The sequence below is a fragment of the Pseudorhodobacter ferrugineus DSM 5888 genome (genome assembly GCF_000420745.1).
Lineage (GTDB): Bacteria > Pseudomonadota > Alphaproteobacteria > Rhodobacterales > Rhodobacteraceae > Pseudorhodobacter > Pseudorhodobacter ferrugineus.
The window spans coordinates 28,625-42,376 of sequence record NZ_ATVN01000005.1 but is presented as its reverse complement, the minus strand read 5'-3'; the positions used below and the strand labels follow the sequence as shown (position 1 = coordinate 42,376).

General features: G+C 58.8%; 15 protein-coding genes. 7 read left to right on the top strand and 8 right to left on the bottom strand.

All coding sequences use genetic code 11. The annotated features are described in order from the left end of the window. Window positions 1-182 precede the first annotated feature (182 nt). Both kynA and G560_RS20575 read left to right on the top strand, forming a co-directional pair. Window positions 183-1,019: a tryptophan 2,3-dioxygenase gene (kynA, locus tag G560_RS0106035; protein WP_022703414.1), complete on the top strand. Its 837-nt coding sequence runs from the start codon at window positions 183-185 to the stop codon at window positions 1,017-1,019. Window positions 1,020-1,141: 122 nt separating this feature from the next. Continuing rightward, the gene (locus G560_RS20575; protein ID WP_022703413.1) at window positions 1,142-2,071 is read left to right on the top strand and encodes a L,D-transpeptidase; all 930 of its coding nucleotides are present in this window, start codon (window positions 1,142-1,144) and stop codon (window positions 2,069-2,071) included. Between the two features lie 67 nt (window positions 2,072-2,138). Here the strand turns inward: G560_RS20575 and G560_RS0106025 are convergent, their stop codons facing one another. Continuing rightward, window positions 2,139-2,567: a c-type cytochrome gene (locus G560_RS0106025; protein WP_022703412.1), complete on the bottom strand. Its 429-nt coding sequence runs from the start codon at window positions 2,565-2,567 to the stop codon at window positions 2,139-2,141. 75 nt (window positions 2,568-2,642) lie between these two features. Further along, window positions 2,643-3,440 carry a gamma-glutamyl-gamma-aminobutyrate hydrolase family protein gene (locus G560_RS0106020; protein WP_022703411.1) on the bottom strand — a complete coding sequence of 266 codons (798 nt, stop codon included), beginning with the start codon at window positions 3,438-3,440 and terminating at the stop codon, window positions 2,643-2,645. 162 nt (window positions 3,441-3,602) lie between these two features. On the opposite strand from G560_RS0106020, the gene copM reads away from it, so the two are divergent. Together copM and G560_RS0106010 are read left to right on the top strand one after the other, a co-directional pair. Next, a complete protein-coding gene (copM, locus tag G560_RS0106015) occupies window positions 3,603-3,953 on the top strand; it encodes a CopM family metallochaperone (RefSeq protein WP_022703410.1) in 351 nt (116 codons plus the stop codon). Between the two features lie 65 nt (window positions 3,954-4,018). Further along, window positions 4,019-4,975: a magnesium transporter CorA family protein gene (locus G560_RS0106010; protein ID WP_022703409.1), complete on the top strand. Its 957-nt coding sequence runs from the start codon at window positions 4,019-4,021 to the stop codon at window positions 4,973-4,975. A 15-nt stretch (window positions 4,976-4,990) separates the two neighbouring features. Here G560_RS0106010 and G560_RS18700 read toward each other — a convergent pair whose 3' ends face one another. Genes G560_RS18700 through G560_RS18695 form a run of 3 tightly spaced genes read right to left on the bottom strand, consistent with a single transcriptional unit; the run spans window position 4,991 to window position 7,323 of the window. Beyond that, window positions 4,991-5,719, bottom strand: a complete 729-nt coding sequence (locus tag G560_RS18700) for an RES family NAD+ phosphorylase (protein WP_022703408.1) — start codon at window positions 5,717-5,719, stop codon at window positions 4,991-4,993. Then, window positions 5,697-6,074 (bottom strand): MbcA/ParS/Xre antitoxin family protein, encoded by a 378-nt coding sequence (locus G560_RS0106000; protein ID WP_028913786.1) that lies wholly within the window; start codon window positions 6,072-6,074, stop codon window positions 5,697-5,699. The genes G560_RS18700 and G560_RS0106000 overlap by 23 nt, the downstream gene beginning before the upstream one ends. Before the next feature lie 43 nt (window positions 6,075-6,117). Beyond that, on the bottom strand, window positions 6,118-7,323 hold the full coding sequence (locus G560_RS18695; protein ID WP_033419289.1) for a pyridoxal-phosphate-dependent aminotransferase family protein: 1,206 nt from the start codon (window positions 7,321-7,323) through the stop codon (window positions 6,118-6,120). A gap of 184 nt (window positions 7,324-7,507) precedes the next feature. Here G560_RS18695 and G560_RS0105975 point away from each other — a divergent pair, with 184 nt between their 5' ends. Both G560_RS0105975 and ygfZ read left to right on the top strand, forming a co-directional pair. Further along, entirely contained in the window at window positions 7,508-9,265 is a 1,758-nt protein-coding gene (locus tag G560_RS0105975; RefSeq protein ID WP_022703404.1) for an ABC transporter ATP-binding protein, read from the top strand. A 25-nt stretch (window positions 9,266-9,290) separates the two neighbouring features. Next, window positions 9,291-10,049, top strand: a complete 759-nt coding sequence (gene ygfZ / locus G560_RS0105970; RefSeq protein WP_022703403.1) for a CAF17-like 4Fe-4S cluster assembly/insertion protein YgfZ — start codon at window positions 9,291-9,293, stop codon at window positions 10,047-10,049. A 16-nt stretch (window positions 10,050-10,065) separates the two neighbouring features. Here ygfZ and efp read toward each other — a convergent pair whose 3' ends face one another. Next, window positions 10,066-10,629 (bottom strand): elongation factor P, encoded by a 564-nt coding sequence (gene efp / locus G560_RS0105965; protein ID WP_022703402.1) that lies wholly within the window; start codon window positions 10,627-10,629, stop codon window positions 10,066-10,068. Between the two features lie 213 nt (window positions 10,630-10,842). Between efp and G560_RS0105955 the strand changes: the two genes are divergently transcribed. Beyond that, entirely contained in the window at window positions 10,843-11,163 is a 321-nt protein-coding gene (locus tag G560_RS0105955; protein WP_022703400.1) for a DUF6280 family protein, read from the top strand. Between the two features lie 78 nt (window positions 11,164-11,241). On the opposite strand, the gene G560_RS0105950 is transcribed toward G560_RS0105955, so the two are convergent. Further along, a complete protein-coding gene (locus tag G560_RS0105950; RefSeq protein ID WP_155947169.1) occupies window positions 11,242-12,129 on the bottom strand; it encodes a hypothetical protein in 888 nt (295 codons plus the stop codon). 250 nt (window positions 12,130-12,379) lie between these two features. After that, window positions 12,380-13,738 carry a TolC family outer membrane protein gene (locus G560_RS0105945; protein WP_022703398.1) on the bottom strand — a complete coding sequence of 453 codons (1,359 nt, stop codon included), beginning with the start codon at window positions 13,736-13,738 and terminating at the stop codon, window positions 12,380-12,382. Window positions 13,739-13,752: the final 14 nt, after the last annotated feature.

Here is a 13,752-nt window from a genome sequence, read left to right as displayed (position 1 = left end):
GGCCTGTCCAACTTGGCCCCCCTACCGGCGATAGTAGCGGCACAGTACCGCTGTGCGCCCCTTCGGCTTGGGCGGCACTGTGGCGGCGGATGTCTACCCTCTCGGTTCTGGCGGCGAAAGGCCTGTGTCACTCCTGACGCAGCATTCCCCCCGTAACCGGAGAAACCTCGATGAAATGCCCAATGAATACCCCCCTTGACCCCGCCACTGACGGCGCGGAAATGTCCTTTGACGGGCGCATGTCTTACGGCGATTACCTCGCTATTGACCCGATCTTGAACGCGCAACAGCTGCGCACCGATGCCCATGATGAAATGCTGTTCATCATCCAGCACCAAACCTCGGAACTTTGGATGCGGCTGGCCCTGCACGAACTCAATGCCGCGCGAACCTGTATCGCCGAAGGCCACGTTCGCGAAGCGTTCAAAATGCTGTCGCGTATTTCGCGCATCTTTGAACAGCTCAATTCCGCATGGGACGTGCTGCGCACCATGACGCCGTCCGAATACACCCGCTTTCGCGATGACCTCGGCCAATCCTCGGGCCTTCAAAGCCACCAATACCGTCTGATCGAATTTGCCGTCGGCAACCGCAACACGGCCATGTTGCGCCCGCATGCCCACCGCGCCGATTACACAGCGCTTTTGGTCGCCGAACTTGCCCGCCCCAGCCTGTATGATGAGGCATTGCGGCATTTATACCGCAATGGCCTGCCTGTTCCCGAAGATGTGATCAGCCGTGACCTGTCGCAGCCCTGGACCGCGCATGCAGGCGTGCAAGCGGTTTGGGAAACCGTCTACCGCGATCCCGAAACCTATTGGGAGGCGTATGAGCTGGCCGAGAAACTGGTTGATTTCGAAGACTATTTCCGCCGCTGGCGCTTTAACCACGTCACCACAGTCGAACGCATCATCGGGTTCAAGCGCGGCACCGGGGGCACATCTGGTGTCCAATACCTGCGCCGAATGCTAGAGGTAGAGCTGTTTCCAGAGCTATGGCACCTGCGCACAACGCTATAATTCGCCCTTTCGGCAAGACTCCCCAGCATTTTAAGGCAATCGGCTTTGACCCTAGGGGTTCTTTGTTCTATTTCTAGGAATAACCAAAGAATCCGCTCCGGCGGCAGTATGAAGGTATTTATATGCGCAGTTTCGGTTCCACCATCCGACTTGCGGGCCTGCCGGTCGCATTCGTACTCGCTTTGTCGGCCTGCGTTGCCCCGACACCCCAAGCAACAACCGCTGATCCCGCAGCCGCGCGCCGCTCGGCCGCCGTGGAACCCGCCGAAACTGCCTATGTCTCACGGATGGACGGGACTATCGCCGTACCCGCCATTCCCTTGGACAAACTGCCCGAGGCATATCGCCGCCAAGAGGTCGCTTATCAAACCGACCGGCCCGCAGGCTCTATTATCATCCACCCCGGCCAAAAATTCCTGTACTTTGTGACGGGCAAAAACAAGGCTATCCGCTACGGCATTTCGGTCGGCAAATCCGGTTTTGAATGGGCGGGTGAGGCTGTGGTGTCGGAAACCAAAAACTGGCCGACATGGACCCCGCCCAAGGAAATGATCGCCCGCAGCCCCAAACTGGAAAAGTGGAAAGACGGCCAACCCGGCGGCCCTACCAACCCGCTTGGCGCGCGTGCAATCTATCTTTTGTCGGGCGGCCGCGATTACGGCTATCGTATCCACGGCACCCCCGATTGGTGGTCCATCGGCAAAAACGCTTCGTCGGGCTGTATCCGCATGATCCAACAAGACGTGATCGACCTGAACAAGCGCGTGGCAACGGGTGCAACCGTTTTGGTGTTGAACGCCGATGGGTCCATGCCCAAAGGCCTGAAAATCCCGACACCGCCAAAGCCAAAGCAAACTGTGGCCAAGGCTAAAATCTTGCCCAAACCCGCCGTGCCGGAACTGGAAATCAAAACAGTGACCTATCAGGCCCCACCCCCCGGGGCTGCGCCCGTGGCATCCACTGAACCGGCCGCAACAACGACCTCGGCCGTGACGGCCCCCGCAACACCTTTGATTGTCGCGCCAGCCGCACCAACCAAAGTGACCCCATAACCCTACCTATCCGCGGCTAAAAAAGGCGTGCCCAAGCGCCCGCCTTTTTTAGCCGCCAAACGCCGCATCAGAAAATCCCGTTCGCCGCCTGAAGACTGCGTACATAAGCGACAATGCTCGTCACTTCGGCCTTGGTGATCCCGTCGACTGCAGGCATATCGCCATACGGCCAGTGATGCGCCCGCACCCCGTTCAATGCCGCCAAATGAAACGCCGCATCCCCGTGATGGGATGGCTCGTAAACCTTGTGCAAGAACGGCGGCCCCGCACCTTCAACCCCCACGCCATTCGTACCATGGCATTTTGCACATTTGGCCTCATAGGCCCGCGCTCCAATCACAGCGTCTCCTACCAACGCGGGTATCACGACATGCGGGCCCGTGGCTTTAGCAGCCGTCTTGGGCGGCACGACAGCAGGGGTCAACACCTGCCACAAGCCAATGCCTGCCACGGCCACCCCTGCCGCCAAGGCGGTCATAAAAATAGGCTTGCGCATAGAATTGTCTCCGGTTCAAACGTCATTCGAACTCACCTTAACCGCTTCCCCTTGGGGGAAGGTCAAGGCCAAACGTCAGGCCCCCGCCATTGCGCGCAGGGCGGGCCGCTCTCCCGCCGCCCAAGCAGCAGCGGCGGCACCAAAGGCCGTAAACAAGGGCCGCGATACAGGGTCATTGGCCGCATTCCATTCGGGGTGCCATTGCACCGACAGCGTGAACCCCGGCGCATCCTTGATATAAATTGCCTCGGGCGTCCCATCGGGCGCATGCCCGTCAATCACCACCCGCGCGCCGGGCCTGCAAATGCCTTGGCCGTGCAAGGTATTGGTCATCACCTCACCCGCGCCCATCAACCCTGCAAACACCCCGCCTTCGGTAAACTTAACCACATGGCGCAGCGCAAACTTTTCCTCAATCGTGCCATCCGGTGGCATACGGTGGTTCATCCGCCCCGGCAAATCGCGGATCTCGGGGTAAAGGGTGCCGCCCATCGCCACGTTCACCTCTTGGAACCCGCGGCAAATGCCCAAAAACGGCTGCCCCCGTTCCACACAGGCCCGCACCAGTGGCAGCGTGATCGCATCGCGGCAACGGTCGAAATCGCCATGCGCCGGCGTCTCGGCCTCGCCATATTCGGACGGGTGCACATTGGGTCGCCCGCCCGTCAACAAAAACCCGTCACACAGCTCCAACAGCTCGGCCACGCTGACAAAATGCGGATCAGACGGAATGATAATCGGCAATCCCCCCGCCACATCCGCCACCGCCTGACTGTTCATCGTGCCCCCCGCATGCACAGGATAGCTTTCATTCAGCAGGTTCATATTCCCGATAATCCCGATGACCGGGCGTCTGTTTGGGCTATTGCGCATCGGGCATCCCCACTAAGTCCAATATCATAAATGCAGAATAAGCTAGTCCTCGCCCAAGGTGAAGCGGATTGATACCGCCTTGCCCATTCACAAACGATTGACTTGCCTTCCCCTTGGGGGAACGTTGCATGGTCCCTAGGCTCCTCCGTTGAAAGGCCTAAAATGAAACACCTTCTCTTTGCCGTCTCGCTTGCCCTGCCCTTGCCCGCTCTGGCGCAAACCATGGACCACACTGGTCATACGATGTCGGGCGACCAAAGTCCCGCGTCGATGGCACTTGCCGCCGCGAATACCAAGATGCATGCCGATATGAACATGTCCCTGACCGGCAACCCCGATGTCGATTTTGTGCAAGGCATGATCCCGCATCACCAAGGTGCGGTCGATATGGCGCGCATCGTTTTGGAATATGGCACAGACCCGGAGGTCCGCGCCTTTGCCGAAGGCGTGATTGACGCGCAAGAGGCTGAAATTGCGTGGATGACTGACTGGTTGGCCAAAAACAAGAAATAACGTCGTGACAATCGCGTGCCCGACGTCAACAAAGGGTTACACCCAACTGGGACAAGAGGCACGCGATGATTTTCAGCTATTCCTTGCACGACGGCGTGCTGACACCGACGACAGGCGATCTTGAAACCGCCCTCTGGCTTGATCTGGACAACCCGACCGCAGAAGAAGAGGCCGCGGTCGAGGCAGCTCTGCGCTGTAACATCCCAACCCAAGCCGAGATGAACGAGATCGAGATTTCATCTCGGCTTTATACCTTTAACCATTCCACCTTTATGACCGCGATCCTGCCCGCCAATTCCGACAGCGGCGATCCGGTCATGGGGCCGGTTAGTTTTGTGCTGACGCCCAGCCATTTGGTCACGGTGCGCTATCACAACCCCCGCGTTTTCGTCTCTTTTCCGCCCCGCGCGCATGCCACGCAGATCGAAATGGACGGGCCAAGCGGGGTGCTGGTGGGCTTGATGGAGGCAGTCATAGACCGTCAGGCCGATATTCTAGAACGCGCCGCAGCCGAAATTGACGCGCAATCGCGCGGGGTGTTCCTGCCGGTAAAATGCGGGAAAAACCCTGATTATCAAAAGGTTCTGGAAAAAATAGGCCAAATGGGCAATCTTAATTCCAACATCCGCGACAGTTTGCTAACCTTGGACCGGCTTGTCACCTATCTTGGCCAAGTGCTGACAAAGCAGGATGCAAGCCCCGACCTGCGCGAACGCGCGCGCACCTTGGCGTCTGATGTGAAATCCCTAACCGACCACGCCAATTTTGTGGCGTCCAAGATTACGTTTTTGCTCGATGCCACGCTTGGCCTGATCAACATCGAACAAAATAGTATCTTCAAGATCTTCTCGGTCGTGTCGGTGATTTTCCTGCCGCCCACGCTGATTGCCTCGATGTTCGGGATGAACTTTGCCCATATGCCCGAACTGCAATGGGCCTATGGATATCCCTATGCGATCGGGTTGATGGTGACGTTTGCGGTGCTGCCGTTCTTGTACTTCAAATATAAGAAATGGCTTTAAGAACGTGCTGCAAGACTATGATATAAAGTTAAATTTTACATCATCAATAACTAAGGAATAGCGTGAGCCCTCTGTCTCGTTCGTCGCCCTTTGCAACGCGTCAGAATACAGAACATGCCAGGTTTGCAGCGCTGTGGGATGCGGCTTGGCAAAGGCGTGGCAGGTAAACACCGCCACATTCGCCGCGTGATCTGGCTGGCGCACGGACGCATAGCGCACCGCCTCGCCCCCCGCCGCGCGCAACCTGTCGGCCAACGTCAAGCAATCGGTGTAATCCTCCCCCGCAATCCAATCGCCTTGCCCCGCCCAATCCGGCGTGGTCAGGTCCAGCAAGAACGGCGTCGCAATATCGGCCCGCACGGCCGTATATTCCACCGCACGGCGCGGCAACGGCGTGCCCACAGACGCCTTGAAAAACCGCAACATGCCCCAAATCATCTCGCACATCGCGGTCAGCGGCGCCTCGGACCCGTACCAAACGCCGGGGGTGCGGCCACGCCGGCGAAACCGCGAATCCTTTGGGTAACAGCCATAACGAAACGGCGACCAGAACTGGTAATCCAGATGCAGGCATTCCGCAGGGACCACGGGCTTGGATGCCTCCAGCATCGCCTCCAGCATGTCATGTTCTTGAAATGTATCGACAATCCGTAAGGTGGATGATCTGTATTGCCCTTCAATGATCCGCCACAGCCCGCCCTTGAACGGCCGCAGTGATGCCTCAAACGGGGGCACGCGCCGCATCCAGATAGTTCATCACATCAATCAGCCCCGCTGCCGTCACAATCATATCGCGCGGGGCCGTCCCCAAATCGGTGTTATTATTGGCGATCCAGCCGCGAATAACCGCCGCCTCGCCCCCCGTCATCGCATCCAGCGCGCGAAAGACGCGGATCAGGCACAAAGACAGCTCCAACGGCTTGCCCTCCAGCGCAAACCCGCCCCCCTTCATCCGGCTGACCGACGGCTCAGACACCCCGATCACCCGCGCCAGATCACGCTGGGTCAGCCCCAATTCGCGCGCGGCATTGAAAGCCGCCTTGGCCGCGACTTGGCCAAGCGTCAATCGAGACTCAGTTTTCAGCAGATGTACAGACATTTCATTTCTCCTGAAACTATATATATCATAATTTCACAAGAAATCAAGCTGAGCGCGAGGATAACGCCCGTGTCGCCGCCATAATCCCACCAGCCCCATGCGCAATACCCAGCGTTTGCATCCCCGTCTCCATCACGGCCAGCACACCCAGCGTCATATGCGCATTCACATGCCCCATATGCGCGACCCGCAAGAACCCGTGCCAAGCCGGATCGCCAGGCAGCGCCATGCCAAGGCCAATGCCCAACGTCACACCCGCCTCGTGCTCGCACCATTCGCGCAACCGCGTGGCATCTTGCCCACCAATCCGCGCCGCTGTCACCGACCACCCCCGATCGGCAGGCTGCGCCACGTTCATCGCAATTGTCGCGCTGCCACTGGCCCAGACATCAAACGCCGCCCAAACCGCGCCTGCAAGCGCATGGTGCCGCGCCCAGACGTTTTCCATCCCTTCTTCCTCCAGCATCACCAAGGCCTCGGCCAGCCCATAAATATGGTGCGTTGGCGCTGTGCCGTTGAAATACTGCCAGAATTCGGTGCCAAAGGCCCGCGGTTCCCAATCCCAATAGGGGGTGCGCAGATCATTACCGCGACACCGTTCCCGCGCCTTGTCGGAAAACCACAAAAACCCCAATCCGGGCGGGGTCATCAATCCCTTTTGGCTGGCGGCCACGGCCACATCCACGCCCCAAGCATCCATCCGGAATTCATCGCAGCCAAGCGACGCGATGCAATCAATCGCCAACAAGGCGGGGTGCCCCACCGCATCCAAAACCGCGCGCAACGCCGCCACATCGGTCTTGATCGAACTCGATGTATCGACCTGCGTGGCCAGCAAGGCCTTGATCTTATGGCCACTATCCGCCCGCAGCGCCGCCTCGACCCGCGCCATATCAACAGGAGTGGATTTGCCGAAATCCATCACCTCGACATCCACACCAATCGCGCGCGCCGATTCTGCCCAACCAATGCCAAACCGCCCCACGGCCAAAACCAATGCCTTGTCGCCACGCGAAAACAGGTTGGCATTCGCCGCCTCCCACGCCGCATGGCCGTTGCCGATATAGATCGCGCAGTTCTGCGTGGTGCCCGCCACCGCGCGCAGGCGCGGCCAAATACCTGCCACCACATCGTAAATCTCGCCACCATAAATATTGGGTGACGCGCGGTGCATCGCACGCAACACGCGGTCGGGCATCACCGACGGTCCAGGAATAGCAAGATAAGGGCGACCAGCAGCAAGCGACACAGCAGTTTTCATTACGGGCATATCCAAATTGATTCACCGCCAATTGCTAGGCCTGCAAAAAGGCCCCGTCAACTGCCCCATCAGCTGTCCCGTCAGCGACCCCATCAACTGGCCCCGCCTTGCAGCCCCCCGCCATATCGCGCTACACCTTTGCCATCCCGTCCTTATACCGGCTCCAAACCCCGTGACCAAAACCGCCAAAGACAATCCCTACCGCTCCTCTCGCCTGTTCGGGCGGCTATGGTCGGGCTATTTGCGCCGCCACAGCGGCTTAATGGCCGTGGCTATTTGCGTGATGATTGTCGAAGGCAGCACCTTGGGAGCATTGTCCTATATGCTCAAACCCCTGTTTGACAAAGTTTTTTCAGCGGGTGGCGAAGATGCACTGATCTGGGTCGCCTTCGCCATCCTCGGGCTGTTCCTGATCCGAGCGGTGACCTCGATAACCTCAAAAACCCTGCTTACCGTTATCGCGCAGCGCTCCTCCTCGGCGATGCAGGTCGATTTGCTGCGCCATATCCTGACGCTGGATGGCGGATTTTTCCAAACCAACCCGCCGGGTGCCCTGATCGAACGGGTCCAAGGCGACACACTTGCGGTTCAAGGGGTGTGGTCAACCGTGATCACCGGCGTTGGACGCGATATTATTTCGCTGATAGGCCTGTTTGCCGTGGCCATTACCATTGATCCGGTCTGGACCTTGGCCGCGCTGATCGGTGCCCCCATCCTGATCGCACCCGCCATCATTATCCAGCGCTATATCCGCCGCAAAACCGCCGCGATGCGCAATGACGCTGGCCACCGCGCCACCCGTCTTGACGAAGTGTTTCACGGTATCCAAGCTGTCAAACTTAACCGGATGGAGGCCTATCAAGTCAGCCGGTTCGACGCGATCGTCCAACGCATCATCCGCGCCGAACTGCGCATGGTGGCGGGGCGGTCAACGATTCCAGCCTTGATCGATGTGATCACGGGGGTGGGGTTCTTTGCCGTGGTCATGCTGGGCGGCGCGCAGATTGTTGAAGGCGAGCGTACGATCGGCGATTTCATGGCGTTCTTCTCGGCCATGGCGCTAACGTTTCAACCCTTGCGCCGTTTGGGCGATATGGCAGGGTTCTGGCAAGTCGCCGCTGCCAGTCTGGAACGCCTGTTCCGGCTGTTTGATATACAGCCCGCGCCGCGTCCTCGCGCCACGGCCTGCCTTACCCACCCCGATACTGCACCGCAAATCGTGATGGATGATGTGGTCTTTGGCTACGGCGATGTGCCGGTGTTGCGGGGCCTGTCGTTCACGGCACCTGCGGGCAAAATGACCGCGCTTGTGGGCGCATCGGGGGCGGGCAAAAGCACGGTGTTCAACCTGCTGACCGCGATGGCCGAACCGCAATCGGGGCAGATAAGCCTTGATGGCACCGATATCGCCACCCTGCCCTTGCCCGATTTGCGCAGCCAGTTTGCGGTTGTCACCCAAGACGCTGCCCTGTTTGATGAAACCCTGCGCGAAAACATCACGCTTGGCACCACGCCCGACATTACAGCCCTAGCGACTGCGATGGACGCCGCCCATGTGTCGGAATTTGTGGGCGCACTGCCCTTGGGCCTCGACAGCCCCGCAGGCCCGCGCGGCTCGGCCCTGTCTGGCGGCCAGCGCCAACGCGTGGCCATTGCCCGCGCCCTGCTGCGCGACGCCCCCGTGCTGCTGCTGGATGAGGCTACAAGTGCCCTTGACGCCCAATCCGAGGCGCTGGTCGCCGATGCCCTGACCCGCGCCGCCGCTGGCCGTACCACCCTTGTGATCGCGCACCGCCTTGCCACCATCCGCAACGCCGACCATATTGTCGTAATGGATCAGGGCCGCGTTGTTGACAGTGGCACCCATGGGGAATTGCTAGCCCGCTCCGGCCTATACGCCGATCTGTGCAAGCTGCAGTTTCAGGCATAAGACCTTACCGCAAAGGACCGCCCAAATGACCACCCGCACCATCGTTTCGGTCACAGGCAAAGATGCCGCCACCTTCCTGCAAGGCTTGTTGACCAATGACATCACGCGCCTTGCCTCCGCTCCGGGCTTGGCTTGGACCGGCGTCCTAACCCCCCAAGGCAAATATCTGGCCGATTTCTTTGTGCTGGGCACAGCTGACGGCTTGCATCTGGATTTGCCAACCGCCCTAGCGGATGACCTCCTGAAACGCCTGTCCATGTACAAACTGCGCGCCGATGTGCACCTAACACCGGCCCACGACATCCACGTCACCCGCGGCCTTGGCCACCCACCCGCAGGCGCCGCATACCCCGACCCGCGCCATGCAGCGCTTGGCTGGCGGCACTATGGCCCAACCGCGGGGGCCAAAACCAACACAGACTGGGACGCCATTCGCGTGGCCCACCTGATCCCCGAAACGATGATCGAGTTGATCCCGAACGACAGCTATATCCTTGAATGGGGGTTTGAGCGGCTCCACGGCGTTGATTTCCGCAAGGGTTGCTATGTCGGACAAGAGGTGACCGCGCGGATGAAGCATAAAACCGAGCTGCGCAAGGGCATCGCCCGCGTGTCGGTTTCCGCGCCCGTCCCCGTCGGGACCGAGATCATGGCCGGGGATAAGCCCGTGGGTCAGATCTTTACGCAAAGTAACGGCCAAGCCATCGCCTACCTGCGCTATGACCGCGCCACCGATGCCATGACGGCAGGCGGCGCAGCGGTGGTGTATTTGGGGACAGGCTAACCGGCCCCCAAACCATTCAGGCGCGTTCGGAATATTCCATCAATTCCGTATGCACGATGATCTCTTCGTCCACGCCGATAAACGGCGGGATCATCACACGCACACCATTGTCCAAAATCGCGGGCTTGAAACTGTTCGCAGCCGTCTGGCCCTTTTGCACAGGCTCGGTCTCCACAATCCGGCACTTAACCTTTTGCGGCAGGCGCATCGACAGCGCCTCGTCGCCGAAATACTCCACCGTCGCCATCATGCCATCTTGCAAAAACGGCCGTCGATCGCCCAACAAATCGGCAGGCAGCTCGATCTGCTCAAACGTCTCATTGTCCATGAACACCAACATCCCGTCGGTTTCATACAAAAACTGCTGGTCCTTGTTTTCCAAAGTCACCTTCTCGACTTTGTCTTCCGACCGGAACCGCTCGTTCAACTTGCGCCCGTCGCGCAGGTTTTTCAGCTCGACCTGTGCAAAAGCCCCGCCTTTTCCCGGCTTTACGATGTTCACCTTCACCGCCGCCCACAGGCCCGCATCATGCTCCAGCACAAAACCGGCCTTAATTTCGTTTCCATTGATCTTTGGCATTATGACAAAACCTTGTCGAAAAGTTGAAGTAATCCTAACAGACCCTATATATACCACTGTTAGCGCCGACAAGCTTACAAGATACAGTGTTCCGATCCGACAGCCATGCGCAATGCGCATATCAGCCATGTCAAACAAGGGATGCCGAATCGCGTGAAAATGGTCATATTGCGCGAACGTCGAAAAACGCAAGACCAAGAATAGGACGGCCCGATGCTAGACTTCGTAGATGGAACTGCTTTCAATTTTGAACAAGGGCAGCGCGCGCGCAAGCTCTTTGCCGCCGTGGTTCTGGCGGCGCTGGATGATGCCATCGCTGACGATAAAAAATATGGCAACGGCCCTGATCAGATCGCCCGCTGGGCACGCTCGCGCGATGGGCGCGAAGTGTTGTCCTGCGCTGGAATCGACCCGAATGAACGTGTTGTCAAAGGCTTGATGGAATTCGTGTCCAAAGGGATTCGTACCTCCGTTGCTTTGTCGCGTGAAGAATCCGAGCGCCGCAATGCCCTGGAACAGGCAGAAGCAGCTTAACCCCAACACGGTTAACAAAGAAAAAACGCGCTCAGGGTCTGGGCGCGTTTTTTTCATTCCCCAAACGCAAAGCCGATGTCAGTCAAAATCGCGTGCTGTCAAAGCGCGGTTTATCTCGGCCCGCACCAATTTGCGCACATTGCGCGTGATGCGCTCGCCCAGTGTCCCGCTCAGCTCTTCGCGGATCAGGTCGCGCACCAAATCGCGCAACACTGTCTCGTCGAAATACCCCTCAGCTTCCGCAAAAATATCATCGTCCGCATCGTCTGATTCTGCCGATACTGGCTTGTCCGCAAAGGCAGGCTTGTCCGCGTCATGCTTCGCTTGGGCAGCCCGCGCCATTATCTCGGCCACGGCGGCCTCCTCGGCCAAATCGGCCATCGCTCTGCGCGCTGCAACGGTACTGGCCAATTCGTCGACCAGTTCAGCCTCTTCCACCCATTCCGGTGCTTGCCACGAAACCGCGCTTACTGTTGCGTCATCGCCTTCGTGCTCCCAATCATCCTCGCCATCGGTCACGCCTGCCGCGATTTCATGAACCACACGGCCCATCTGGGACTCTGGCTCTATGGCATCATCGGCTTGCGCCCAACCTGGATAGGTCTCGCCGTCACTGGCACGTTCCGGCAACCAATCCTCATCCTCGGCGGCCGAATCAAACGCTGTGCGGCTCACAAGCGCGTCATCGGCATCGGTTTCAGGCTCTGCATCTTCGGGCATCACATCCGCCACAGCGTCACCATGCGGTTGCGTGGGAAAGCTGTTTTGGGTGGATACAACCCGCAAAGCCGGCGTCAGCAGCAACTTACCGCCTGTATCAGGCCCCAAAGCCTTGGCTGCGGCACCACTTTCGGCGAGCGCTTTTGCTGGCCCGTCCTTGCCGGCAGGGCGCAAATCCTCGGACACAAGCCGTCTAATCGAGGACAGCACGTCCTCAATATCACCCGAACTCATTGGCTCTGACATACCACCTGCCTCATCGCACCAAACATGGCCAGATATTGACCCGCCATCGCAATTATAATCGGCGCGCACGCCTTTTATAAACTTTACCGATTCACGGCCCATATGACAAGGAATTGGGTATGATCCGGTTAACGATTTACGATTTAGTCAACAATCGTCGTCATTTAGGCGACAATACGCGGCCCGAAACGATCTGGTTCCGGGCTTGCCACTGCCTACTGGCGGCCAGATCGGTCGTAAAGCCTCTGCATCAGTTGCCGATCGCTTTCAAAACACGGTCCAAACGCTTGCCTTGCGAAGACGTCGCAGGCGCGTTTTTCACCGCATTATAATAGGCTTCGGGATCATAAGTCGGGATGCCCAGATTCAGGTGATCCACAGTCAATAGCCCCATCCGCGCCAGCACCGTGTAAACCCCGATGGAATAGCTTGCCTGCGCCGACAACCGCGCTGTTCGCGCTGCCAGCAGCTCTTGTTCCGCGTTCAGCACGTCCAACGTGGTTCGCGCGCCCAGCTTTGCCTCTTCGCGCACACCGTCATAGGCGGTCTGCGCCGACCGGATTTGCCGGTCGCTTGCTTGAATGCTCGCCTGCGCCACTTCAACCGATGACCATGACGCGCCAAGAAATTGCAGCACAACCGCCACCGATTGATTCAACCCGGCGCGCGCCTGATCACGCGCTGCCAAAGATTGGCGGTACAGCGACGAAGGCCGCCCCCCCGCATAAATCGTCTGGCTCAGCGTCACGCCCGCAGTAAAGCTGTCCGACGCTTTTTTGCGGGCGTCGGTTACATTGATATTGCCCGTCAGCGTTGGCCCCATATTCGCCTTGGCCAAAGCAATCCCTGCCTCGGCAGCTGCAACCTGATGCTGCAACTGGCGAATGCTCGGGTGGGTCCGCTGGGCCACGGCTTGTGCATCACCAAGGCTCTTGGCGGTTCTCGGCATATTAGGAAGACGCTTCAACCCCTTGGGATAATGTCCGATTTTTAATTTATACGTCTCGCGCGCGATGGCGTAATCCCCTTGCGCGGTCGCCAGTTCCGCCTGCGATGCGGCCAGCCGCGACTCGGCAATCGCTACATCGGTGCGGGTAATCTCGCCCACCTCGAACCGGTCGCGCGATGCGCGCAATTCCTGCGTAATCAACCGCAAATTCGCCTCGCGCAGCGCTACCGTGTCCTGGCGCTGTTGCAGCGTGACATAGGCCGTCACCGCATCCAGCAACACCTCTTGCTCATATCCGATCAAGGATTGCCGCGTCGCAAATACTGTTTCTTTCAGCGCCGCCACAGTCGCCGCATTCCGGCCAAAATCCAACAGCGTCATTTGCGCGACCAGCGAAACGCTTCCCGTCAATCCTTCAAACGCCGGATTATGGACATAGCTGCTGCTCGCCTGAAACGTCAAAACGGGGCGCAAAGTCGCCACCGCTTGCGCCACATCCTCATCTGCCGCCCGCAACACCGCGCGGTTTTGGTCCAGAATGTTGGAATTGCGGTAAGCCGAGATCAACGCATCGGCAAGGCTTTCGGCTACAGCGACCTGCGGCAACGCCAGAACAATACCTAATACGCCTGCCCGAAGGACTTTGCTAAACTTGGTCATCTGCCTGTCTCCGC

Coding starts and splice junctions, on each gene's coding strand:
- kynA (WP_022703414.1), top strand. CDS start 183: ATGAATACCCCCCTTGACCCCGCCACTGACGGCGCGGAAATGTCCTTT.
- G560_RS20575 (WP_022703413.1), top strand. CDS start 1,142: ATGCGCAGTTTCGGTTCCACCATCCGACTTGCGGGCCTGCCGGTCGCA.
- G560_RS0106025 (WP_022703412.1), bottom strand. CDS start 2,567: ATGCGCAAGCCTATTTTTATGACCGCCTTGGCGGCAGGGGTGGCCGTG.
- G560_RS0106020 (WP_022703411.1), bottom strand. CDS start 3,440: ATGCGCAATAGCCCAAACAGACGCCCGGTCATCGGGATTATCGGGAAT.
- copM (WP_022703410.1), top strand. CDS start 3,603: ATGAAACACCTTCTCTTTGCCGTCTCGCTTGCCCTGCCCTTGCCCGCT.
- G560_RS0106010 (WP_022703409.1), top strand. CDS start 4,019: ATGATTTTCAGCTATTCCTTGCACGACGGCGTGCTGACACCGACGACA.
- G560_RS18700 (WP_022703408.1), bottom strand. CDS start 5,719: ATGCGGCGCGTGCCCCCGTTTGAGGCATCACTGCGGCCGTTCAAGGGC.
- G560_RS0106000 (WP_028913786.1), bottom strand. CDS start 6,074: ATGTCTGTACATCTGCTGAAAACTGAGTCTCGATTGACGCTTGGCCAA.
- ygfZ (WP_022703403.1), top strand. CDS start 9,291: ATGACCACCCGCACCATCGTTTCGGTCACAGGCAAAGATGCCGCCACC.
- efp (WP_022703402.1), bottom strand. CDS start 10,629: ATGCCAAAGATCAATGGAAACGAAATTAAGGCCGGTTTTGTGCTGGAG.
- G560_RS0105955 (WP_022703400.1), top strand. CDS start 10,843: ATGCTAGACTTCGTAGATGGAACTGCTTTCAATTTTGAACAAGGGCAG.
- G560_RS0105950 (WP_155947169.1), bottom strand. CDS start 12,129: ATGTCAGAGCCAATGAGTTCGGGTGATATTGAGGACGTGCTGTCCTCG.
- G560_RS0105945 (WP_022703398.1), bottom strand. CDS start 13,738: ATGACCAAGTTTAGCAAAGTCCTTCGGGCAGGCGTATTAGGTATTGTT.